Below are 24,661 nucleotides of genomic sequence, written 5' to 3'. Positions count from 1 at the left end.
CCGTCTACTATATGTAAACATCCATTCCCTTATTCCACTCTATTACTACGTTCTATATTTTTCTTATTAGCATGAGGTCTCTTACTATCATTCATCTTTCTTACTACTTACTGACCTCTCTAATTTCCTCGGATAGAACCTTCTTTATTACCTATCCGATTCTCAATAGGCTAACGAGATTTATTCCCTTATACATACTAAAAAGCATTTCACTTTATTTTTTCCGCCATCCTCAGTTACATACGCCCACTTAAAGCTATATTCTGAACTGATGTTATGTTTCACAATTCCTTTTACATTCGGTTTCATTACGTACGATCTTCCTGTTTGATATAAAGGAACTAACCCTGCATCTTCTTCAAGGAATAATTTCTCAGCTTTCCCTAACGTTTCCCAGCGTTTTTTCGCATCACTCATTAATTCATTACCTGCTTTTCCTACCATTTCATCGTATTTTGGATTTGAATAACTCATTTGGTTGTACGGGCTCTTCGATTCAAACATATCAATAAATGTCATTGGATCCGCATAGTCTGGACTCCAACCTGCATAAGAAATTTCATAATCTTGCGCAGTTTCTAATTTTAATTTTTGTTTGAACGGCTGAATTTTTGTATTAATTGTTACACCTTTTAAATTTTTCTCAATTTGATCTTTTACATAGTCAGCAATCTTTTTCGCAGTTCCATCATCATAGCTTAGCAATTCAATTGTAACTTGATCTTTTCCAAGTTCTTTTTCCGCTGCTTCCCAAGCTGCTGCACCTTTTTTCGGATCATATTTTAGACCATTTTTAAATGCACCTTGGTAATCTTTACCACAAGGACCTGTCGCAAGCCCTTTTGGTACTAATTGATCTGTTGCTTTTGAACCGTTATTTAAAATAACGTTCGCTAAGCCTTTTTTATCAACTGATAATGCAATTGCTTCACGAAGTTTTTTGCTCTTTAAAGGCGTATCTTGTCCGTTACGTTTTTGATTTAAACGTAAGAAGAATGTACTTGATTCCGCATACTCACCATATTCTTCTTTGTTCGATTTATATTTATCTACAAACTCTCCTGATAGTAATGTAAAATCAATTGATCCTGTATCATATAAGTTTACTTTCGTTGCAACCTCTTTTACTACACTATAGTTAATTTCTTCTAATTTCACAGTCTTTTTATCCCAGTACTTATCATTTTTCTTTAGCTGCCAACCTTGTTCATGTTTCCATGAAGACATAACGAACGGTCCGTTATACAACGTTGTATCTGCTTCTAAACCGAACTTATCTCCTTTTTCTTTTACGAACTTTTCATTTAAAGGATAGTACGATGGGAATGCCATTAAATTCAAGAAATACGGTACTGGCTTTTCTAATTCTACTTCTAGTGTATAATCATCTACCGCTTTTGCTCCTAAATCTGTTAGAGGTTTTTCACCTTTATTAATTGCTTCTGCATTTTTAATATAGAAAGCGATAAACACATATTCTGCCGCTGTATTTTTATCAAGTAAGCGTTGCCATCCATATACGAAATCTTTCGCTGTTACAGGATCACCGTTTGACCATTTTGCATCTTTACGTAGTTTAAATGTATATTTTTTGCCATCCTCGCTTTTCGTACTAGACTCTGCCGCAGCAGGAATTGACTTATTATCTTTATCAAGGCGATATAGGCCTTCCATCGTGTTCCCTAAAATTTGCGCACCTAATGTATCAGTAGATTTAGAAGTATCCATCGTCGGAATTTCTTGGTTTTCCGTACGATTTAATACTTGTTTCGCTGCATATTTAATATCAGATTTTTTTCTTCCCCACTATTTGATGTAGTAGTCGTTTTCTTTTCCCCACCTGATCCAGAACATGCTGTCAATGCAACACTCATCGCTAAAACTGGTATTACAACTGCCGTTAACTTTTTCATTTTTTTCTCTTCATTTTTGTACCCTCCCTAATTATATGTACATTACCAACCCTTGAGAGACCCCTTACTAAAGACTTTTTTTTAGAAGATTACAACTAATGTCATTCTACTCTTTTTTCCGTAATTGCAAATAGGTTTATTTTAAATATTCTGTTTTTTATTTAGTAGGATTTATCTTCTATCTACTATATGTACATACTATACACCTTATTCTCCTCTATTTAACCATACTAAAAATTAGTATTTTAAGCTCACAAAAAAAGCATTTAAAAGTAGCTAAGCCACTTTTAAATGCTTTTTCAACTCTATTATTTTTCAGTAACATATGCCCACTTATAGCTGTATTCTGGGCTAATATTATGCTTAACAACACCTTTTACATGCGGTTTCATAACATAAGATCTAGCACTTTGATATAAAGGTACAAGAGCTACATCTTCTTGAAGAAGTAGTTTCTCTGCTTTTCCTAGTTCCTCCCAGCGTTTCTTCGCATCACTCATTAATTCCCCACCAGCTTTTTTAATTATTTCATCATATTTCTGATCAGAGAAACTCATTTGGTTATGAGAGTGCTTACTTTCAAACATATCTAAATATGTCATTGGATCCGCATAATCTGGGCTCCATCCACCATATGAAATATCATAATCTTGATCTGATTCTAATTTAAGTTTTTGTTTAAACGGCTGCAGTTTAATATTTACTGTTACACCTTTTAAGTTTTTCTCAATTTGATCTTTTACATATTCCCCAACTTTTTTCGCATTACCAGTATCATAGTTTAAAAACTCAATTGTAACTTGATCTTTTCCAAGTTCTTTTTTCGCTTCTTCCCATGCAGCAGCTGCTTTTTTCGCATCTGGTTTAATACCGTTTTTAAACGTTTCTTGGAAGTCTTTCCCATCAGGTCCAGCTGCTAAGCCTTTCGGCACTAAATAATCTGCAGGTTTTGACCCATCATTTAAAATAACATTTGTTAAATTCTTTTTATCAATTGATAGCGCAATTGCTTCACGTAATTTCTTGCTCTTTAATGGTGTATCTTGTCCACCACGTTTCTGGTTTAAACGTATAAAGAACGTACTTGGTTCGTTATACACCCCATATTCCTCTTTATTATTTCTATATTTGTCAACAAATTCACCTGTTAATAAGGAGAAATCAATTTGACCACTATCATATAAATTCACATTAGTTGCTGGCTCTTTTACAACACTATAGTTAATTTCATCTAATTTCACAGTCTTTTTATCCCAATATTGATCATTCTTCTTCAGTTTCCAACCTTGCTCATGCTTCCAATCAGTAAGAACGAACGGTCCATTATATACAGTTGTATCAGATTCTAAACCGTATTTATCCCCTTTTTCTTTTACAAATTTCTCATTTAATGGATAGTACGATGGGAATGCTACTAAGTTTAAGAAGTATGGTACTGCTTGTTCTAATTCAACTTCTAAAGTAAGGTCATCTACTGCTTTAACTCCTAGTTCTGTTACAGGTTTTTCACCTTTATTAACCGCTTCTGCATTTTTAATTGGGAATGCAATGAATGCATACTCAGCAGCTGTTTTTGGATCTAATAAACGTTGCCATGCAAATACGAAATCTTTCGCTGTTACAGGATCACCATTTGACCATTTTGCATCTTTACGTAATTTAAATGTATATTTTTTACCATCCTCACTCTTCGTGCTTGATTCTGCCGCAGCTGGGATTGGTTTATTCTCTTTATCTAAACGGTATAAGCCTTCCATTGTGTTCCCTAAAATTTGAGAGCCCAAAGTATCTGTACTCTTCGACGTATCCATTGTTGGAATTTCCTGATTTTCTGTTTTATTGAACACTTGTTTCGTTGCTAATTTTTCCCCTGACTTACTATCTCCACCAGAGCTAGAATTTGTGCTTGTCTTCTTATCTCCACCTGATGTAGAACATGCTGTTAACGCCATGCTCATTGCTAAAACCGGTGCTACAACTGCTGTTAGTTTTTTCATTTGTTTCTTTTTCATTTTCTGTACCCTCCCTAATTCTAAACGATAGCTATTCAAGAATTTTCTGATAATTCTGTTTTTCTCTATATATTTATCAGACGATTCTTACTACTTCTTATTCTACTAATTTTTTAAAATTTGTAAAGTATTATTATTGAAAATTTTTAAAAAATTATTTTCTTACAGTAATATTCATAAAAATTCCATATGATCTTCAAATTCTATTTCTCTTTCATATAAATGTACCACTTTAATGGTATTTATCATATTTACACATTAAATATCTATGAGCTCTTGTTAATAAATAATGTATATTTTTAGAAACTCCTTTCCTACAAAAATAAAAAAAGTCAGCAAAACTGACTTTTTACCCGGCTATTTTTTCTCTTTTCATTTCCTCTATTACTTTCGTATACTTCTCATCATCAAATTCATTTTCACTTTTTGCAACAACTACAGTTGCAATACCGTTACCAATTAAATTAACGATAGCACGTGCTTCTGACATGAAACGATCTACACCAAGTAATAGCGCTAAACCTTCTAATGGGATAACATTCATTGCAGATAAAGTAGATGCTAGCACAATAAAACCTCCACCAGTTACTGCTGCTGCACCTTTAGATGTAACTAATAAAATAGCTATTATAGTTAATTGTTGACCTAGTGAAAGATCGACATGAAAGACTTGAGCTAAAAATATAGTAGCCATCGATAAATAAATTGTCGTTCCATCTAAATTAAATGAGTATCCTGTCGGAATGACTAAACCTACTACTGGCTTCGAACATCCCAAGTCTTCCATCTTTGTCATCATTCGCGGCAGTACTGATTCTGATGACGATGTCCCGAGAACAATGAGTAATTCTTCTTTAATGTGAGCTAAATATTTCCACAAACTAAATTTGTACAGTTTACAAATAAAATTTAAAACAATAAAAACAAATAATGCCATTGTCGCATATACACAAATCATTAATTTGCCAAGTGGTATGAGCGTGCTTAAACCATACTTCCCAATTGTAAATGCCATCCCACCGAATGCTCCAACCGGTGCTAATTTCATTACAATTGATAAAATGTTAAAAAATACTTTCGATAATCTTTCAAAAAAGTCAATAACCGGTTGTCCATTTTTCCCTAACATCGTTAACCCTGCGCCGAATAAAATGGAGAAGAACAGAACTTGTAAAATATCACCTTTGGCGAATGCTTCAAACATGTTAGACGGCACGATATGTAAAAAGAAATCCATCCATTTCATTTCTTGTCCGCTTTGTACATATTGCGAAACATCTCCGCCCTTTAGTTTTGAGGGATCTAATCCGTCTCCAGGACGCACAACATTCGCTACGATGATACCAATAATTAAAGCCGCTGTTGTAACAATTTCAAAATATAATAGTGCCTTCCCACCAACACGGCCTACCTTTTTCATACTTCCCATACTTGCAATACCGAGCACAATTGTTAAAAAGATAATCGGTGCAATAACCATTTTAATCATATTGATGAATGTTTCACCAATTGGCTTCATTTGTTGTCCAACACTCGGCCAAATTGCCCCTACTGCAATACCACAAATAATGGCCACAATAACTTGGAATGTTAAATTCTTTGCAATTCTCATTTTTGCTACTCCCCTGTATTTTCATTTCTCCCAAACTATTTTAAGCAATAACATTTATTCTATGTGATAGCCCCCTTGCTATTTAACTTAAACCACAATTTTATGTTACACTATTATCTTTAATTTGAAAATAGTATATAACATTTAAGAATAAATGACATACTATTATACACAATAAAAAGCAGACATTACGTCTGCTTTAATTCTCCTCAATTTGCTTTTCACTTAACCCTAGATGTGTTCTAAGAGTATTACTCAAACTCTGCAAATCTTTTTTATTAGGATTATAATAATATACACGTTGCCCATTTGGACCATTAGGTAAATATAAATCATCACCAGCTAGTTGTATTTTTTCAACTGAACCGTTTAAACCGTATTTATAAAAAGATAAAATATCATCCATTACTAAGTTTGTTTTAAAATCGTCGTCAACTGCCTCAACTATTTTTTCTAGCTTCGTAATCGATCCTACACTTTTTAATTTACTTAAAATCGATTCAATAACAAGTTGTTGCCTCTGCCCTCTCATCGCATCACTATCAATATGGCGCGTTCTTGCTAGTGCAAGTGCTTCTTCCCCATTTAATTTTTGCAATCCTTTTTTCAAATGAATCGCATCAGGTTCATCTTTACTATTTTGCTCCGTAAATTCAACTGGGACATCTACTTCAATACCATCTAACCCATCAACAATTTTAGTAAAGGAACCAAAATTAAATTTCACAAAATAATCAACGGGCACTTGTAACAATTTTTCTACCGCTTCCACAGAAGCTTGCGGTCCTCCATCTTTACCATTTTTAACGAAACCACTTCCATATGCATGGGTTATTTTATCTTTTTTCTTTTCAACTGGAACGTATGTATATGTATCACGCGGTATGCTCGTTAATTTCACTGTTTTATCGTCTTTATTAAAAGTCGCTAACAATAATGCATCTGTATGAAATGCACCATTATACTCCTTTTGTCGTTCTTGATTTTCATCAATTCCCATAATTAAAAGTGAAACATGATTTGCAATTGGCTTTACAGATTTCTCACGTAAATTGGATTTTTCACCTCGTGCTAAATTCAAATTAGATTTTTGTACGAGACTAGAAGTTTTCATATATACATAGGCTCCATAGCCAATTCCACCAAATAGCAATACCGCTAGTAGTAAACTTATTATCGTTTTCTTTTTATATTTTTGCTTATTTTTCTCTTCTCTTAAAGATGAATGATTCCCCATTTACTCTCCTCCTGTTTCTATTCATCCAATATGTTTTTCATATTTAGCGCTATCCTTTTGAAACATACTTTCTTTCAATCCCTTATCTATTTGTATCCATTCTGTCGTAAGTGAATATTGAATCAAGCCTTCTTGAAAACTAAGAAATTTCAACATAATCCCTGTATTTTTCTCCACAACCATTTCGAATTTCCCTCTTAAATCTTCAGAGGTGCTAACAGGCATCTCTATATTGATGACTCCTTCAATTTTGTAACAATCTAATCCAAGATATTTCGTTTCTTTATAATTCCAATCTTTATATCGAATTAACAAATCTGCGAATTCTGATTGAATACTATATTTCGCTAGTCCTACATATTCATCATCATATCGCTTTTTTTCACCTGATTTTCTCAATAACCTTTCCGTAGGATTTAACTTTAATAATTCATTGTTTCTTTCTTTCGGGTTCCATTTTGTCTCTTTATAGGTATACTTCTCATCATCAAACTCTTTTTTCTTGCCCTCGTTATATATAATTGTTCGTTTTTTCGCTAGTTTATCTTCTTTCGAAGAGATACCTCTTTGTTTTTCCGTATCAATTGCATACTTATATGTTGTAGCAATTCTTGATGAGCTAGAATATTCCTCAAATTGTCCTGAACTATTTTTAAAATAATCAATAGAATCTAGCATCTTTTGATGAATCTTTTCTTTATCTGGATAATGTACATTTGATTTTATTTCTTCTTCATTTTCATAATCAGAAAACGCTTTTTTCTTTACATATTCAAATACTCCACCGTTTTGCGCAAAACTTTGTATAGAAAACTCAGACATAGATACCACTGAAAGTATACAAACCGCTGCACTAATTATCATCATATGGATTTTGTAACTCTTCTTTTTTACCTGAAGATTATGTAGTGTACCATTAATCTTCTCATTTAACTCTGGAGGTACTATAACATTTTCATTTTTTATTCTCTTTTTTAATTTCTCATCAAATAATTTTTCACTATCCACCCTTTACACCCCCTATTCCATCTTTAATCGTTTTTGTAGTTGTTCCCTCGCACGCGATAATCTTGATTTCACTGTTCCTTTCGGTATTTCTAACAGCTTCGCAATACTATCTTGATTCATATCTTCATAGTAATAAAGCACCGTAACAGCTCTTAATTCTTCATGTAACGATTGAATCGCATTATACAAATCTATATCTTCATACTGATCACACGCACTCATATTGTAATCATTCTCTTCTGTCACAATTACATTTTTATACGCTCTAATAATATTGTTACACTCATTCATTAAAATTCGAATTAACCAAGTTTGAAAAAACTCTTCTTTTTTTAGTTTTTTTATATTTTCATAAGCTTTTAAAATTGTTGTCTGTATCGCGTCCTCTATATTTGTCTCATCACGTAACATCGCCTTTGCTATTCGATACATCTTCACTTTTTCTGTATGTATAAGCGTTATAAAGGCTTCATGATCGCCTTTTTTCGCTAAAGAAACATCGGTTTCTTCTTTTATAATCATTTTATATAAAGGGATTACTTTCACAATTGCTCCTCCTGTTTCATCCTCACTTCAAATTTAACTTTACATGTATTAGACGTAGGAACCTAGGAAAAGGTTCATTTTTTTGAATATTTTTGTAAATAAAAAGATAAATATCCTTTATAAGTGTTATGTAATAAACATACTAGATTTAATTTACAAATAAAAAAAGCCCACTTTCTCAGTGGACTTTCTACTTTACAACGGTAAATCCCTCTTCTTAAAAACTACAATTGCTACTATGAAAATACAAAGTGCTCCAGCAGTTAAACCTATACTTACCGGCCATATATTATACGTTCCTTCAGCAATTTCTTTCGGATGAAACAGCGTGAATAATGATAGACTTCTCATCCACTCTAACTTATCACTTAATTTACCTACCATATCCAATACGAAAAATAAGATAGTTAAACTCGCTGAATAACTTAGTGCCTTTCTTTCGTCATTACATATACAAGAAAAGAAAAATGAATACGCACTAACGACTAAAAATATGAGCCCTCCGACTACATTTATCTTCAAAAATAATTCTTTATTTAAGTTATTATCTTGTAAAAACCATTCTGCACCTACTAACCCAGCTACATACGTAACAGATACAATAATCAGAAGTCCCAATATGAGAACAGCAGCTTGTGTAATAGCAATTTCCACTCTAGATACAGGTGTTGCTAACAAGTATGCCATTGCTCCTTTATCTACATGACGAGCAATTAAATGTGTTGCAACTGTTACACAAAAAATTGTTAAAATGATAATAAACAATAGACTATAGTATTCACCAGCTAAAAAATCCATTACGTTTTGAATCGGACTTTCCATACCAACGATTTTTTTCACACTATCAGGCATGGCAGCTATTAGTTCATTTAGCCCTTTCGCTGATACCATTGACGGGAATATCCAAATTAATAACCACAAATATAAAGCCGCACCAAACGCATAACTCAAAATATTTTTTTGTGTTTCTTTCAAACTAGCTAAAAATAATTGCTTATTCATGCGTTACCCCTTCTTTCTTATCGTAATAATGCATAAATAAATGTTCTAAATCCATCGCTCTCGTTTGAAGTGCCGTTACATTATAGTTTGAAATTGTTTGTAAAACAGTTTGATAGTTTCCTTGTACAATGATAGATGCCTCTCTACCTTTTACCACTTCAAATTGCAAATTACACTTTGTAAGAGATTCAATCTCTTCTTGCGATGATACGGTTACATCTATTACCTGTCGTCTCATACTTTGTAAATCGTGAATATTTTCAACCGTTACGAGTCGACCATCTTTAATAATCGCTACTCGATCACACGTACGCTCAATTTCAGTGAAAATATGTGATGACATTAGGATTGTTTTTCCTCTTTGCTTTTCCTCTAATATTAATTCTATAAATACTTGCTGCATAAGTGGATCAAGTCCAGATGTTGGTTCATCTAAAATTAACACCTCTGGATCGTGCATAAATGCAGCAACTATCCCCACTTTTTGCTTCATTCCTTTAGACATTTTGCGAATCGGTGTTTTCACATCAAATTGCAGACGATCTATCAGTTCATCTCGTCTTTTCGTATCCTTTAATCCACGCATTCCTTGCATTAATTTTAAAAACTCTAATCCGTTCATTCCTTCAATAAAAGAAATTTCACCCGGTAGATAACCAACTTCCCTTTGAATTTTCGCTGCTTCATTCCAACAATCTAATCCAAAAATTGTCGCTTTACCAGCTGTCGGTTTTATAAATCCCATTAAATTACGAATCGTCGTTGATTTCCCGGCACCATTCGGTCCTAAATAACCGAATACTTCTCCCTCTTTTACATCAAATGTAATATGAAACAAACCTTTTCCATTCAAAAACTGTTTTGTGACATCCTGAACTGAAATCATAATTCCACCTCATTTTTTGAAATATTTAATATGTGATATTTCAAAATCATTGTACTCCTCATCTTTCATATTCGCAACAACTTTTTGAAATATTTATTAGTCCATATTTCAAAATTATTGTTTTCCATTATTTTTTCTTGTATATTTTAAGTGAGGTGATTGCATTGAACGGATTTGAAAGAGTAAAAGAAAAGAAAAAACGTGCCATTAAAGAAGCAGCATTCGTATTATTTTCAGAACGTGGATTTAATGAAGTGAAAATAGAACATATCGCAAAAGAAGCGAACGTTTCTCAAGTTACAATTTATAATCATTTCGGAAGTAAAGATGCGTTATTTAGGGAGCTTATACAAGAATTTATCATATCTGAATTTCAATATTATAAAGAGCTTGCAGAAGAAAAATTACCTTTTCATGATATGATGCAAAAAATGATTGTAAGAAAAATGAATACTGGCGGGTTATTTCAACCTGATATGTTACTACAAATGATGCAAAGGGACGAAGAACTCCGGAAGTTTATTTATAGTTATCAAAATGAAAAAATCCTGCCCTGGTATTTAGAAATATTAGAACGAGCGCAGCGCAAAAACGAAATTAATCCTCACCTTACTAAAGAAATGATGTTACTTTACATTCAAATGTTTACAAAATTAGGTGATGAATTTGGAGCACAACTTCTTGAAGGAGATCGTGAAAAACATATACAAGATATCGTTACGATGTTCTTTTATGGACTCTCCGTCCCAGAAAAATAATTTTTCTAAAGAACAAATAGAATTACCAAAAAGCCCTTTGGATATTTAAATCGCAAGGGCTTTTTCATATCAAAAAATGTCTAAAACTAACTTTATCTTAAAGAAGTTAAATGCTTCTTTATAGATAACACCTTATTATAGATTAACTCTTTTAGCATAACAGGCTGAATTGAAATAATCGTTTCACCGAAATTCAGAAAATAATTTGAAATAAAATCAAATTCTTGCTTGTTAAAATAGCCTGTTATAATGTAATTTTCATTTTCCTTTTGCATCCTCATGGAAGGGTAATTCTCTTTATCAAAAATGTCTTTTCCTTTTTGATTAACAATGACGCTAAAATTAATTGCATCAGGCTTTCTGTGAAAAGTAGTAAGATAACTTAATAATTCTTCAAGATTTTTTGGATTAATATTGCTCGTTTCCACAATAGAAAGAATTTTATCACATCTAATTATTTGAACATTATTCGTCTCAAAATTAAAGATTTTAGCATACCACTGGCCAAATTTAGATTCTATTCGAATAAATTGGGCAACCAATGCTTTCTCCTCACCTTTTTTTAAATATGTTAAATGATAAACTCGCTCAGCAAAAATCCCCTGTAAAATTTCTTTTAAGAACGGACTAAAATTACTATGATTTGTTACTTCAAAGGAAAGCGTTCGTTCCATAATTGAAATATTTTTACTCACATTATCAGGTAATACATGTTTAAATTTATTTTCAAGCGCAATACTTTCTATATTAAATGGTTTTGTCTTGTATCCATTTAGCGTAAGAATTGAAAAATATAAGGCATACATTTCATCCACACTAAAATAAATTGGTGATAAAACACTATTTTCTATAATTTTATAACTTCCATTTCTACCCAATTCAGAATATATGGGTACACCTATTTCTTCCAATGATTGAATATCTCGCAAAGCGGTACTTTTAGAAATATCATATCTAACCATTAAATCTTTTAAATTAAAATATCTTTTATTATTTAAGAAAATAAGCATATCATTTATTCGTTCCGTTTTTTTCATATTTCCCTCCCAAAAAGGTGTCATGTATTGAAACCCTTTTAATCTATATTATAATTATCAACTAATAAAGGAGTTATATATTTATGACATTAGAAATAGCTATTTTTCTTTCAATGAATGGGCAAGCAAAGGAGGCGATTAACTTTTATACACGTCATTTAGAAGCCAAAAAGTTAATGGTTGTTACGTATGAAGAACTGGCGAAAAGAGATAGTTCTTTTAAAATTAAAAGTGAAAATAAAGATCATATTGCTCACTCTGTTTTACAAATTGGGAATACAAAGCTAATGATAGCAGAAGATACAATGAAGCATAATGAACGTTATAACGTTGGAAATAACATGTCACTTTGCATTCAAAGCGCTAATTTAGAAGAAATACAAAGGTTTTATAATAATTTAATTTCCGATAAGCATGTGAAAATAATCTCTCCCCTAGAAAAAAATATATTTAGTGAAGCATATGGTATTATTGAAGATCCTTATGGCATACAAATCCAATTAATGTATGATAAACGACTAAACTAAATAATTAATCATATTCACATATTCCTAATAAAAAAGACACGAATTTCGTGTCTTTTTTATTTTATAGAAATGACTCTACCCTTTTCACTGCTTTCAATCGCTAATTGAATCAGTTTAATAACATCTAAGCCTTCTTTTGCTGTTACAGGTAGTTTCTCACCATTTAATATACTATCTCGTACACCTTTATAATAATTATCATAACAACCGACTTCTGTTGGAATGCGCTCTAAGCTTTCTTCTGTTTCTAAAGTAGCAAAATTCTCTTCATCGTCTACTCCATAACCATTATCACCTGGCTTCATTCCATTTTTTAATTGCTCTTCCTGCGAATCCATACCGTACTTCACGATAGAACCTTTCTCTCCATGCACTATAAAATGCGGTCCAGCTTTTTTCACATAACTGCTACTACGTAAAATGACACGTTTAGCTCCGTAATGCAGTACTATGTGGAAATAATCATCCACCTCTGCACCTGGTCGTTGTTTTATTACATCTGCACTTATCGCATCTGGTTTTCCAAATATTGATAACGCTTGGTCAATTAAATGCGATCCTAAATCGTATAATATACCGGAACCTGGTAGATTTTTTTCTCTCCATCGATCACGCACATGTGGACGGAAACGATCAAAATTTGATTCATATGCGTATACATTCCCTACTCTGTTTTCTCCTAACAATTTCTTAATTGTTAAGAAATCATTATCAAAACGACGATTATGATATACGCTTAACATTACATTATGCTGCTCTGCTAATGAAATAAGCTCTTCCCCTTCTTCAATTGAAACAACAAATGGTTTTTCTACAACAACATGCTTACCGTTTAAAATTGCTTCTTTTACATATGGAAAATGAGTTGTATTAGGTGATGTAATAACAACTAAGTCAACATCAGCTCGCTTCACCAATTCATCAATTGTACTAACAACATTAGCGTTTGGTAATGTTTCTTTTACTACCTCTTCTTTTGAGGATAATACAGCACGAATATCATATTCTTCTATTGTTTGTAATAGTGGGATATGAAATGTCGTACTAGAAAAACCAAATCCTACAATCCCTACACCTATTTTTTTCATGTTGCCCCTCCATTTGTCCCGCTTTAACGGGCAGTAAGATTCCTAACTCAAAATCCAGCGAAAGCTAAGAAATTAGGTGAGGAGTCAACTGCTCGTTAAAGCCCGATTGGTTCAACTAATAATCAGTGGGGATAAAGAAAATCCCCATTGATTAAAGTTTCACTTTATGAGAACGATTTCATTCAGTTATTATAACAAGATTATTATTATTTACATAATAAATTGCCTAGAAAAAAGCATCTTGCTACTATTCATAGCAAGATGCTTTTTTTAACCCGCTTTAACGGGCAGTAAGGCTCCCGACCGCGAAGGAGTTAGATGGGAGACCAACTGCCCGTTAAAGTCCGATTGGTTCAACTAATAATCAGTGGGGATGAACAAAATCCCCACTGATTATAGTTTCACTTTACTCCGGTCGTTTTTTCGTCCACGTTTCTACTACTTCACCAGTATCATTAACATCTAGCACTAGGCTACCATTACTATACCGGTCTTTATTTCGATACGCTTTCGGATCAATCTCTTCTACAATATTTTTTTCTGTCTTCATATAAACTAATTCATCGTCCCGAACAATTTCAATACCGACAATGCGGTATGGATTACGTTTTAACTCTTTGAAAATAACAAGACCTCGTTTCGCCCTCGTTGATTTCTCAATTTCTGATGCTTTTAGACGTTTTACAGCACCGCGCTGCGTTACGAGAATAAGTTGATCTTTGTCACCATTTAACGGTTTACCAGAAGCGACATAGTCATCTTCTTTTAAATTAATTGCTTTCACACCAGCAGCTCTTACACCGACTGGACTTACTTCATCTTCATGGAAAATAAGTGCATATGCACCATGTGTAGCAAGAACGATATCACTCGTTCCATCTGTCGCAAATATATCGACAACTTCATCACCTTTTTTCAAGTTTACAGCAACGAATGCCCTTGAATAACGCTGAACTTTATATTGATTTAATTCTGTTTTCTTTATCATACCATTTCGTGTTACAAATACGATAAATCGTTTTTCTTCCTCAAAGTTCGGTACAACCGTTACCCAAATGATCGTTTCATCTCGGTCGAGTGAAACGATATTTGCAACGTGCTGACCTAAATCTTTCCAACGAATATCTGGCATTTCGTATACTGGAAGATATATATAGTTCCCTTTACTTGTGAATAAAAGAACTGTTTCAGTCGTATTCGTATCGAATCGTTCAAGTAAGATGTCACCCTCTTTCATACCGAAGTCTTTGCCGTTTGATGCATTATGTGAGCGCCATCCAGTACGTTTCACATATCCTTCTTTCGTTACAGTAACGATGACATCTTCTTGTGGAATCATCACTTCTACGTCTATTTTAATTTCTTCAATTTGTTCTTCAATAATAGCACGGCGATCATCACTATATGTTTTCTTAACTCTCTTCAAATCAGTTTTAATGACTTGAAGTAATCTTTTTTCACTTTGTAAAATTGACTGTAGCTCTAGAATTTTCTTATTAAGCTCATCTGCTTCTTCTTGTAACGCCGTAATGTCTGTATTCGTTAAGCGATATAATTGCAAGGATACAATTGCTTCTGCTTGTGCTTCTGTAAAGCCAAATTTTGCACTTAAATTATCTTTCGCATTACGTTTATCTTTTGAAGCTCGAATTGTCTCGATTACTTGGTCTAAAATCGATAATGCCTTCTTTAAACCTTCTACAATATGTTGACGATTTTCTGCTTTTCTTAATTCATATTGTGAACGTCTCGTAATAACCTCTTTTTGATGTCCAATATAAGCATCCAAAATTTTCGGTAATGTCATAAGTGTTGGACGGCGATTATTGATCGCTACCATATTAAAGTTATATGGAATTTGTAAATCTGTATTTTTATATAAATAATTTAAAATACCTTCGGCGTTTACTTCTTTCTTTAATTCAACAACGATTCGTAAACCAGTACGATCCGTCTCATCACGTACTTCAGCAATGCCATCTAACTTTTTATCTAGACGTAATTCATCCATTTTCTTTACAAGGTTTGCCTTATTCACTTCGTAAGGAATTTCAGTGATTACAATTTGTTGTTTCCCACCGCGCACTGTTTCAATTTCTGCTTTTCCGCGAATAATAATTTTACCTTTTCCTGTTTCATACGCCTTTTTAATACCATCAATCCCTTGAATAATACCGCCTGTTGGGAAATCTGGTCCTTTCATAACTGTTAATAAATCATCAACAGTACTATTTGGCTTATCAATACGCATCATTGTAGCGTCAATAACTTCTCCAAGATGATGCGGAGGAATTTCTGTTGCATAACCAGCGGAAATTCCTGTAGATCCGTTTACTAATAAATTCGGGAACGCTGCTGGTAATACAACCGGTTCTTCACTCGTATCATCAAAGTTTGACACGAATTCAACTGTTTCTTTATCAAGATCACGTAATAATTCAGATGCGATTGGTGATAAACGAGCTTCCGTATAACGCATCGCTGCCGCTGGGTCCCCATCAACACTACCGTTATTACCATGCATTTCAACTAAAACATTACGTACTTTCCAAGTTTGGCTTAAGCGAACCATTGCTTCATATACAGAGGAATCTCCATGTGGATGATAATTACCAATAACATTACCTACTGTTTTAGCTGATTTACGAAACGCTTTATCATGTACATTACCTTCTACATACATAGAATATAAAATACGTCTTTGTACTGGCTTTAAGCCATCACGTGCATCTGGAAGTGCACGATCTTGAATAATATATTTACTATAACGTGCAAAGCGGTCACCTAACACGTCTTCAAGCGGGAGGTCATGAAACTTCTCTGCTTGCATGTTATTCCACCTCCGTCTCCATAATCATTTCATTTTCTAAAATATTTCCTTCTTCTTGCATACCAAACTGTACATTACGTTCAATCCATTTACGGCGCGGTTCTACTTTATCGCCCATTAATGTTGTAACGCGACGCTCTGCTCTTGCTGCATCATCAATTTTCACGCGAATTAATGTACGCGTTTCAGGATTCATTGTTGTTTCCCATAATTGATCCGCATTCATTTCACCAAGTCCTTTATAACGTTGTAACATATAGCCTTTGCCAACTTTTTTCGTTACACCGTCTAATTCCTCATCTGACCAAGCGTATTCAATTACCTCACTCTTACCTTTCCCTTTACTTACCTTGTATAAAGGAGGAAGTGCGATAAACACTTTACCGGCTTCGATAAGTGGCTTCATATATCTGTAGAAGAACGTTAATAACAATACTTGAATATGAGCTCCATCCGTATCTGCATCGGTCATAATAACAACTTTATCGTAGTTAATATCTTCAACAGCGAATTCATTTCCTACACCGCCGCCAATTGCATAAATAATTGTATTAATCTCTTCATTCTTAAAAATATCAGCAAGCTTTGCTTTCTCCGTATTAATTACTTTACCACGCAATGGTAGTACCGCCTGAAAACGACGATCTCGCCCTTGCTTTGCTGAACCGCCAGCCGAGTCACCCTCTACTAAATACAATTCGTTTTTCTGAGGGTTACGTGATTGTGCAGGTGTTAACTTCCCGCTTAAAGTACCTTCTGATTTTTTCTTTTTCTTACCACTACGTGCTTCTTCTCTCGCTTTACGAGCAGCCTCACGTGCTTGCGCTGCTTTAACTGCCTTTCTCACAAGAAGTGTAGCTACATCCGGGTTTTCCTCTAAAAAGTAAGCTAGATGCTCTGATACAATGGCATCAATAGAAGAACGAGCTTCACTTGTACCAAGTTTCCCTTTCGTTTGTCCTTCAAACTGCAGTACTTCTTCTGGTACACGTACAGAAACGATAGCCGCTACACCTTCACGAATATCTGTACCTTCTAAATTTTTATCTTTTTCTTTTAATAATGAAACTTTACGAGCATACTCATTGAACACACGCGTCATTGCTGTTTTAAATCCAGCTTCGTGTGTTCCACCATCTTTTGTACGTACGTTATTTACAAACGAAAGAATATTTTCTGAGTAACCATCATTAAACTGGAATGCTAGTTCTGCTTCAATCCCGTTTTGTTCACCAGTGAAATATACAACCGGGTGAATTGAATCTTTTTCTTCGTTTAAATATGAAACGAAAGCTTCAATTCCTGTTTCATAATGAAATATATCTTCTAAATCATTACGTTCGTCTTTTATTGAGATTTTCATTCCTTTTAATAAGAATGCAGATTCACGTAATCTCTCACATAATGTTTCATAATTGTAATTTGTCGTACTAAAAATCGTTGTATCTGGTTTGAAATGCATTGTTGTACCAGACTCTTTTGTTTTCCCGATTTTCTCTAACGTTGTTGCAGGAACGCCACCATTTTCAAAGCGTTGTTCATAAATGTTACCATCACGTTTAATTGTTACTACTAACCATTCTGACAAGGCGTTTACAACTGATGCCCCAACACCGTGTAAACCACCACTCGTTTTATAGCCACCTTGACCAAACTTACCACCTGCATGAAGTACAGTTAAAATAACTTCAGGTGTAGGTTTCCCAAGTTTATGCATTCCCGTAGGCATTCCTCGCCCTTTATCTATAACGCTAATACTATTATCTTTATGTATTACGACAGAAATTTCGTCGCCAAATCCCGCTAACGCCTCGTCAACGGAGTTATCTACTATTTCATATACTAAATGATGCAATCCACGGCTATCCGTACTCCCGATATACATACCCGGGCGTTTTCGAACGGCTTCAAGTCCTTCTAACACTTGAATCGCATCTTCATTATATTGGAACTGATGCTTCGCCAAACTCCTTGCCCCTTTCCTAATCCAAAATCAGAACATATGTTTCTATTATAGAATAACGCCTCGACTATAGTTTTGGCAAGTTATCTTATCTCTTTTATATACCATTTTCAATAGAAAAATCCTTGTTTTCTCACAAGGATTCCTCTAGGCTACTATTTCAGAAAAATAATCGTTTGTCAACGAGAAATGGATATGTATTCCAAGATTACACATTCCAAACCTTTATTATGATCCAAATGATCAAAATCCAAAATGGGATTACAAATAACAATCCCCAAAAACAGCCTTTAAAAAATCTCATGATGAACACCTCGTTCATCGGCCCTACTTATCTATAATGAGGGCTGAATCAATCTTTCTAACTTTAAGTCTATACTATTTTGTCATCGCATGTTCTACTTTAATACAACGATCCATTATTACAGTATAGTCTTTTTCTTTTAAAAGTTTATATGTATCTTCATCTTGTACTCCTAATTGTGCCCAAAAAACATCTGCATCAATCTCGACAAATTCTTTTGCAACATCCATTAAAAACTCTGAGCGACGAAATACATTTACAATGTCAACGTGTTCCTTAATATCCTTTAGTGAAGAAACTGCCTTTTCTCCAAGCACCTCATTTACTGTTGGATTAACTGGAATAATGCGGTATCCAGCATCTTGCATTGCTTTTGAAACCATATACGATGTACGTTCTGGCTTATCTGATAATCCAACAACCGCAATTGTTTTGCTTTTCTTTAACACTTCACCAATTTCCGTACGAGTTGGGTTTTCAATTGTCATAATTAATCCCTCCTATTCCTTTAGTATAGCCGATAAAGAAAGTCTCTTTCAATATGAAAGAGACTTTCTTTTATTTCGATTATTGATTCTTTGTAGCTGAATTATCTGCTAAAGTAGCTGTTTTCGTCATTTTTTGACCGTTACGGTAGAATGTGACTTCTACTTTCTCGCCTACTTTTTTCTTTTCATATAAATATTTACGGAATTGAAGTGAATTTTCTACTTTTTGATCATCTAATGCTACGACAATATCATATTGCTCTAAACCAGCTTTTTCTGCCGGTGATATTGGGTAAATTTTACCTAATACAACACCATTAGTTACTTCTTTCGGTACTTTCAATTGATTGACTGCATAAGCTTGCACATCTTCTAACGAAACGACACCTACTCCAAGAGCTGGACGTTTTACTACTCCGTCTTTTTCAAGTGATTCAATAACTGGCTTTGCGATATTAATTGGAATAGCAAATCCAATTCCTTCAACTTCTTGTTGTGCAATTTTACTTGAATTAATCCCAATTATTTCACCGTTTTGGTTAAATAATGCACCACCACTGTTACCAGGATTAATCGCTGCATCTGTTTGAATAACTTGTGCTTGCCAATCTGGGCGTTTATCCCCATCAATATCAACTGGGATTTCGCGTTCTTTACTACTGATTATACCTTCCGTTACACTTCCGTCAAATCCAAGTGGGTTACCGATTGCAATCGCTTTTTCACCCGCACGAAGTTTACTTGAGTCACCTAAAGTTGCAACTTTATTTACATTAGCCCCATCAATTTCAACAACAGCTAAGTCTAACCAAGGATCTTTCCCTACTAACTTTGCATCTACCTTTTTACCATCACTTAGCTTTACAGCAAGTTTATTCGCTCCATCTACTACGTGGTTGTTTGTTACAATATATGCTTTATTTCCTGCTTTTTTATAAATAACACCTGATCCTGAACCAGCTTGTTGTTCTTGACCTGTCGGTTGCATTGCAAATGGATCAACGCTTTGTTGCATATTAATAACGCCTACAACAACATCTTTCGCTCCTTCAATCATACCAGGTAAATCAGTTTCATTTTTCGCTTTATTTACAACAGGAACTACAGTACCTTCTACTTTTGAATCCGAACTAAATGATGATACTGGTGCTCCATTATTTTGAGCCCATGGCATATATGGTGCTGCAAAACTAATCGAAACCGCTCCGACTACAGCTCCCACTAAACCTGTGAAGAAATAGCCTTTTTTACTACCTGATTTTCTCACTTCTCTCGTTTCACTATGCTCTTCATTTAAATTTGGTCCGTCGTAATATCCCATGTTTTATTTCCCCTCTCTGGTGAATTCGTATTTTCAGTATAGTCACGTTTTGTGTCCTTCTTGTGAACTCATCGTGAAATCCAATTAAAAAAATACTCCTATCTAACATTGTAGACAAGAAAAGTATTTTTTGTACATTCTACCTTCAAAAGAGAGTATAAAATTGCCATTTTCCTAGGCTAAATTACACAAATTGTTCTAGATTATTCTTCAAATTTATAACCAACTCGAATAACAGTACCGATATGCTTCGCTTTATCTCCTAACTTATTTCGAAGTTTTTTAATATGGGTATCAACCGTTCGGTCATCACCGTAATAGTCATATCCCCATAACTGGTCTAATAAATGTTGACGTGATAATACGATTCCTTTGTTCTCCATTAAATAAACGAGAAGTTCAAATTCTTTATGTGTCAATATAATTTCTTCTCCATCTACTAAAACAGTTCTAGATAGACGATTCACTTCAATTCCAGCTAAAGACATAGCATTTTCTTCCGCTACTCCTACCGCGCCATCCGCACGTTTCAATAACGTCTTTGCACGAGCTACTAACACTTTCGGACTAAATGGTTTCGTTACATACTCGTCTGCACCTAATTCGAAACCTAGCAATGTATCATCCTCATCCGAACGTGCTGTCAACATAATAATTGGTACTGCTGATTCTTTTCTAATTCGTCTACAAACAGACCATCCATCTATTTCCGGTAACATAATATCTAACATAATTAAATCAATTTCATGCTCTGCAAATAACTCTAACGCTTTCTTTCCATCTTCTGCTTCGATTACTTCAAAGCCTTCATTACGAAAATAATCACTAACAATTTCACGTAATCTTCTTTCGTCTTCAACAAGCAATACTGTTTTATTCATATAATCTATCCCGCCTTTTTACTCTTTCAATCGAATAATACGTTGATTGGAGCTTCCGCGAAATGGAAGTGTTAAATCTTTTTTCTCAATTTCAAACCTTCCATCGACTAAAACATCCCCATAATGTAACAACTCTATCATATCATTATTTTGGGAACTCTGTATCTCTTCTAACGTATAACCTGTATACATCCATAGGTTTTTTTTCAAATCTTTCACGATTTTTGCTACCTTTTTCACTTCAGCAGCTTGAAAAAATGGATCTCCACCTGAAAATGTTACATCAGTTAATGGATTACTTGCAATCTCTTTCACAATTTCTTCTACTGTCATTTCCGTTCCGTTGCAAATATTCCACGATTTCGGATTATGGCAACCGACACAACGATGCGGACAGCCCGCAAAAAACACGACTGTCCGCAATCCTTCTCCATCTACTACACTATCATGAATAATATTCATCACTTTCATTTATGTTTCACCCGATCTATCTCTTCACTACGTTTCGCACTATTCCACTTCGACATATCTCCTACAAGATAGCCTGTTATACGGCGAATTCTTTCTATATTAGCCTCATCTTCATTCCCGCAACTTGGACATTCATTTCCAATAACCCCGTGATAACTACAGCACTTACAACGGTCAACAGGATGATTAATTGAACCGTATCCAACGCCATGTTCTGCCATGGCTTGTATAATTTGTTTTAATGCCTTTTTGTTATGCATCGCTGCTCCGTCCAGTTCAATATACGTAATGTGTCCTCCATTACAGAGAGCATGGAACGGGCCTTCTAAACGGATTTTATTTATCGCTTGAATGTTATAATAAACTGGAATATGGAATGAATTCGTATAGTAATTATGGTTCGTTATACCGCTAATCACGCCAAATTCTTCTCTATCTTTTTTCACAAACTTTCCTGATAATCCTTCTGCTGGAGTTGCAATTATCGAGAAATTTAGTTGATGTTCTTCTGTCGCTTTATCCATTCTATCTCTCATAAAGGAAATAATTTCGTACCCAAGTTTCCATGATTCTTCATCTTCCCCATGATGCTTTCCTGTTAAAGCTACTAAACATTCCGCAAGACCGATAAAACCAACACTTAACGTCCCTTGTTTTAAAATCGAAGCTACGGAGTCTTCAGGCTGCAATGCTTCTCCACCACGCCATACACCTTGTGAATATAAAAACTGAAAATCTCTTGCTCGCTTCTTACATTGATACGCAAATCTTTCTAATAACTGCTTAATTCCTAAATCTAAATAGTAGTTTAGCGCTTCAAAAAATGCTTCTTTTGAACCACTAATTAACGCTAATTTCACTAAATTGATAGACGTAAATGATAAATTCCCTCTACCAATCGCTGTTTCTTCTCCATGTATATTAGACATAACACGGGTACGACATCCCATGTAACATACTTCACTTTCTGGTCTTCCATCATAATGCACTGTATTAAACGGAGCATCTAAAAATGAAAAGTTAGGGAATAATCGCTCTGCAGTTGTCTCTAATGCTAATTCAAATAAATCGTAATTCGGATCACTTTCTTCAAAATTCACACCTTTTTTCATCTTGAAAATTTGAATCGGAAAAATTGGTGTCTCTCCTTTACCAAGTCCAGCTTGTGTTGCTTTTAATAGTTGTTTAATTAACATTCTTCCTTCTTTTGATGTATCTGTTCCGTAATTAATAGAAATAAACGGTACTTGTCCTCCGCCCCTACTATGCATACTATTCGAATTATGAACGAAAGCCTCACACGCTTGATACGTATCATTTTCCGTTTCTTTCCATGCAAATTCTTCTATTTGTTCTTTCGTAAGCGGATATGATTGTAATCGTTTTTTATGTCTCTCAATTGTTTTTCGTACATAAGGTGCTAAATCAATATCAAAGAGTGCAAACGATTGACCGCCATGCTGCATATTTTGATTCGCTTGAAAAATAATAGACGAAAGAGCCAATGCACTTTTAATGTCTTGTGGTTGTCTCATATGTCCATGTCCAGTATGAAAACCGTTAGCAAGCATTTGCGCTAACGGAATTTGCGAACAAGTCGTCGTTCCTGTCGCATAAAAATCTAAATCATGTGGATATAATATATTTTCATTTATCGCTTTTTTCACTTGATCTGACAATAAATTCTCAACAGCATAATATTTTGCACTCTCAGATGCGAACGTTCCCATTACACCCATTGGAGAGCGGCCGTCTACATTTGCATTTTCTTGCATTAAATCTTGTTCATTGCCGTGGACTATCGTCTCGAACACTTTCATTAATTCTTCTCCACGTGTATTATTTTGTAACATTTATAACCCTCCACCAATATGTTGTTGTCTTTTGATTAAAATGTTACTACATATAGTCTTGCTGTTTCTGTGAGAAATGTAACATTACTGTGAAATTTTTTTCACGAAATAATGAATTTTTCATTTACAAAAAAGAAATGTGCTCTTTACAAATGTATGGTACAATATACGGGAAAAACTCTTTTTACCCTTTATCAACACATTTGAATAAAGGAGACTGAACTTATGGTTACTACATATCTTTTATTTATCGTTGCCTACTTGCTTGGCTCGATTCCATTTGCACTAGTTGTTGGAAAAATTGGCTACGGAATCGATATTCGTGAGCACGGGAGCGGTAATCTAGGCGGAACAAACACATTCCGTACATTAGGGAAAAAAGCAGGTTTTACCGTTACAATTGCTGACATTTTAAAAGGGACATTAGCAACAAGTCTACCAATGATTTTCGGATTAGATATTCACCCACTATGGTTCGGGTTAGCGGCTGTTCTTGGACATGTCTACCCGATCTTCGCGAAATTCCGTGGTGGTAAAGCAGTTGCAACTTCTGCTGGGGTGCTATTATGCTATTCACCAGTTGTTTTTGCAATATTGGCTGTTGTATTTTTCACCCTTTTATTTACAACAAGATACGTATCACTTTCTTCTATGGTAACAGCAGTTGTTGCTGTTATTGCATCCATTGTTAGCGGGGATAAAATCTTCATTATTGCGATGTGTTTATTAGCAGGTATGGTTATTTATAAACACCGTGCAAATATCGGACGAATTATAAATAAAACTGAACCAAAAGCAAACTTTTCAAAAAAGCAAAAATAAGATCGTAACCCACATAACGCAAAAAGAAAACGTGAAGCATATTAATAGCGTCTTTTTGCGTTATTTTTTATACTAAAGAAAAAGCAACATAACTTGGAGGAA

The 24,661-nt window shown here is 34.2% G+C and carries 19 protein-coding genes and 1 pseudogene; 3 read left to right on the top strand and 17 right to left on the bottom strand.

Annotated elements, in window-relative coordinates:
* Positions 1–180 precede the first annotated feature (180 nt).
* The 8 genes and pseudogenes from ACLBXA_RS16685 to ACLBXA_RS16650 form a co-directional block, all read right to left on the bottom strand.
* Positions 181–1,913 (bottom strand): annotated as a pseudogene (locus ACLBXA_RS16685) (peptide ABC transporter substrate-binding protein).
* A 308-nt stretch (positions 1,914–2,221) separates the two neighbouring features.
* Entirely contained in the window at positions 2,222–3,925 is a 1,704-nt protein-coding gene (locus ACLBXA_RS16680; protein ID WP_000730154.1) for a peptide ABC transporter substrate-binding protein, read from the bottom strand.
* A 349-nt stretch (positions 3,926–4,274) separates the two neighbouring features.
* Positions 4,275–5,537, bottom strand: a complete 1,263-nt coding sequence (locus tag ACLBXA_RS16675) for a dicarboxylate/amino acid:cation symporter (protein WP_001216974.1) — start codon at positions 5,535–5,537, stop codon at positions 4,275–4,277.
* A gap of 199 nt (positions 5,538–5,736) precedes the next feature.
* Positions 5,737–6,774, bottom strand: coding sequence for an LCP family protein (locus ACLBXA_RS16670; protein WP_000526731.1), 1,038 nt, complete (start codon positions 6,772–6,774; stop codon positions 5,737–5,739).
* 21 nt (positions 6,775–6,795) lie between these two features.
* Entirely contained in the window at positions 6,796–7,782 is a 987-nt protein-coding gene (locus ACLBXA_RS16665) for a hypothetical protein (protein WP_000376636.1), read from the bottom strand.
* Between the two features lie 12 nt (positions 7,783–7,794).
* Entirely contained in the window at positions 7,795–8,328 is a 534-nt protein-coding gene (locus tag ACLBXA_RS16660) for an RNA polymerase sigma factor (protein ID WP_000864724.1), read from the bottom strand.
* Between the two features lie 195 nt (positions 8,329–8,523).
* Complete coding sequence (locus tag ACLBXA_RS16655) at positions 8,524–9,330, bottom strand: ABC transporter permease subunit (protein ID WP_001041417.1); 807 nt, start codon at positions 9,328–9,330, stop codon at positions 8,524–8,526.
* Complete coding sequence (locus ACLBXA_RS16650) at positions 9,323–10,216, bottom strand: ABC transporter ATP-binding protein (RefSeq protein ID WP_000626558.1); 894 nt, start codon at positions 10,214–10,216, stop codon at positions 9,323–9,325. The genes ACLBXA_RS16655 and ACLBXA_RS16650 overlap by 8 nt, the downstream gene beginning before the upstream one ends.
* Before the next feature lie 155 nt (positions 10,217–10,371).
* On the opposite strand from ACLBXA_RS16650, the gene ACLBXA_RS16645 reads away from it, so the two are divergent.
* A complete protein-coding gene (locus ACLBXA_RS16645; protein ID WP_003309799.1) occupies positions 10,372–10,974 on the top strand; it encodes a TetR/AcrR family transcriptional regulator in 603 nt (200 codons plus the stop codon).
* Positions 10,975–11,066: 92 nt separating this feature from the next.
* Here the strand turns inward: ACLBXA_RS16645 and ACLBXA_RS16640 are convergent, their stop codons facing one another.
* Positions 11,067–12,035 carry a helix-turn-helix transcriptional regulator gene (locus ACLBXA_RS16640; protein WP_044783433.1) on the bottom strand — a complete coding sequence of 323 codons (969 nt, stop codon included), beginning with the start codon at positions 12,033–12,035 and terminating at the stop codon, positions 11,067–11,069.
* Positions 12,036–12,094: 59 nt separating this feature from the next.
* Here ACLBXA_RS16640 and ACLBXA_RS16635 point away from each other — a divergent pair, with 59 nt between their 5' ends.
* Positions 12,095–12,538: a VOC family protein gene (locus tag ACLBXA_RS16635; RefSeq protein ID WP_447617322.1), complete on the top strand. Its 444-nt coding sequence runs from the start codon at positions 12,095–12,097 to the stop codon at positions 12,536–12,538.
* Positions 12,539–12,594: 56 nt separating this feature from the next.
* Here ACLBXA_RS16635 and ACLBXA_RS16630 read toward each other — a convergent pair whose 3' ends face one another.
* The 8 genes from ACLBXA_RS16630 to ACLBXA_RS16595 form a co-directional block, all read right to left on the bottom strand.
* Complete coding sequence (locus tag ACLBXA_RS16630; protein ID WP_000719768.1) at positions 12,595–13,626, bottom strand: oxidoreductase; 1,032 nt, start codon at positions 13,624–13,626, stop codon at positions 12,595–12,597.
* A gap of 406 nt (positions 13,627–14,032) precedes the next feature.
* Positions 14,033–16,456: a DNA topoisomerase IV subunit A gene (parC, locus tag ACLBXA_RS16625; RefSeq protein ID WP_001147460.1), complete on the bottom strand. Its 2,424-nt coding sequence runs from the start codon at positions 16,454–16,456 to the stop codon at positions 14,033–14,035.
* A gap of 1 nt (position 16,457) precedes the next feature.
* Positions 16,458–18,422, bottom strand: a complete 1,965-nt coding sequence (parE, locus tag ACLBXA_RS16620) for a DNA topoisomerase IV subunit B (protein ID WP_001062195.1) — start codon at positions 18,420–18,422, stop codon at positions 16,458–16,460.
* 375 nt (positions 18,423–18,797) lie between these two features.
* Entirely contained in the window at positions 18,798–19,211 is a 414-nt protein-coding gene (locus ACLBXA_RS16615; protein ID WP_000151394.1) for a CoA-binding protein, read from the bottom strand.
* Between the two features lie 79 nt (positions 19,212–19,290).
* Positions 19,291–20,532, bottom strand: coding sequence for a S1C family serine protease (locus ACLBXA_RS16610; RefSeq protein WP_000542642.1), 1,242 nt, complete (start codon positions 20,530–20,532; stop codon positions 19,291–19,293).
* Positions 20,533–20,735: 203 nt separating this feature from the next.
* Complete coding sequence (locus tag ACLBXA_RS16605) at positions 20,736–21,413, bottom strand: response regulator transcription factor (RefSeq protein ID WP_001044679.1); 678 nt, start codon at positions 21,411–21,413, stop codon at positions 20,736–20,738.
* A gap of 18 nt (positions 21,414–21,431) precedes the next feature.
* The gene (gene nrdG / locus ACLBXA_RS16600; RefSeq protein WP_000867078.1) at positions 21,432–21,884 is read right to left on the bottom strand and encodes an anaerobic ribonucleoside-triphosphate reductase activating protein; all 453 of its coding nucleotides are present in this window, start codon (positions 21,882–21,884) and stop codon (positions 21,432–21,434) included.
* On the bottom strand, positions 21,881–23,737 hold the full coding sequence (locus ACLBXA_RS16595; RefSeq protein WP_000940083.1) for an anaerobic ribonucleoside triphosphate reductase: 1,857 nt from the start codon (positions 23,735–23,737) through the stop codon (positions 21,881–21,883). The genes nrdG and ACLBXA_RS16595 overlap by 4 nt, the downstream gene beginning before the upstream one ends.
* Positions 23,738–23,962: 225 nt before the next feature.
* On the opposite strand from ACLBXA_RS16595, the gene plsY reads away from it, so the two are divergent.
* Positions 23,963–24,559 (top strand): glycerol-3-phosphate 1-O-acyltransferase PlsY, encoded by a 597-nt coding sequence (gene plsY / locus ACLBXA_RS16590; RefSeq protein WP_000258974.1) that lies wholly within the window; start codon positions 23,963–23,965, stop codon positions 24,557–24,559.
* The last annotated feature ends 102 nt before the right edge of the window (positions 24,560–24,661 follow it).

It is taken from the genome of Bacillus sp. D48C (genome assembly GCF_053345735.1).
Note: the sequence above shows the minus strand (reverse complement) of the source record. Positions and strands in the feature narration are given on the sequence as shown.

Coding starts and splice junctions, on each gene's coding strand:
- ACLBXA_RS16650 (WP_000626558.1), bottom strand. CDS start 10,216: ATGATTTCAGTTCAGGATGTCACAAAACAGTTTTTGAATGGAAAAGGT.
- ACLBXA_RS16670 (WP_000526731.1), bottom strand. CDS start 6,774: ATGGGGAATCATTCATCTTTAAGAGAAGAGAAAAATAAGCAAAAATAT.
- ACLBXA_RS16680 (WP_000730154.1), bottom strand. CDS start 3,925: ATGAAAAAGAAACAAATGAAAAAACTAACAGCAGTTGTAGCACCGGTT.
- plsY (WP_000258974.1), top strand. CDS start 23,963: ATGGTTACTACATATCTTTTATTTATCGTTGCCTACTTGCTTGGCTCG.
- ACLBXA_RS16655 (WP_001041417.1), bottom strand. CDS start 9,330: ATGAATAAGCAATTATTTTTAGCTAGTTTGAAAGAAACACAAAAAAAT.
- nrdG (WP_000867078.1), bottom strand. CDS start 21,884: ATGAAAGTGATGAATATTATTCATGATAGTGTAGTAGATGGAGAAGGA.
- ACLBXA_RS16675 (WP_001216974.1), bottom strand. CDS start 5,537: ATGAGAATTGCAAAGAATTTAACATTCCAAGTTATTGTGGCCATTATT.
- parC (WP_001147460.1), bottom strand. CDS start 16,456: ATGCAAGCAGAGAAGTTTCATGACCTCCCGCTTGAAGACGTGTTAGGT.
- ACLBXA_RS16605 (WP_001044679.1), bottom strand. CDS start 21,413: ATGAATAAAACAGTATTGCTTGTTGAAGACGAAAGAAGATTACGTGAA.
- ACLBXA_RS16595 (WP_000940083.1), bottom strand. CDS start 23,737: ATGTTACAAAATAATACACGTGGAGAAGAATTAATGAAAGTGTTCGAG.
- ACLBXA_RS16640 (WP_044783433.1), bottom strand. CDS start 12,035: ATGACACCTTTTTGGGAGGGAAATATGAAAAAAACGGAACGAATAAAT.
- ACLBXA_RS16610 (WP_000542642.1), bottom strand. CDS start 20,532: ATGGGATATTACGACGGACCAAATTTAAATGAAGAGCATAGTGAAACG.
- ACLBXA_RS16635 (WP_447617322.1), top strand. CDS start 12,095: ATGACATTAGAAATAGCTATTTTTCTTTCAATGAATGGGCAAGCAAAG.
- ACLBXA_RS16615 (WP_000151394.1), bottom strand. CDS start 19,211: ATGACAATTGAAAACCCAACTCGTACGGAAATTGGTGAAGTGTTAAAG.
- ACLBXA_RS16630 (WP_000719768.1), bottom strand. CDS start 13,626: ATGAAAAAAATAGGTGTAGGGATTGTAGGATTTGGTTTTTCTAGTACG.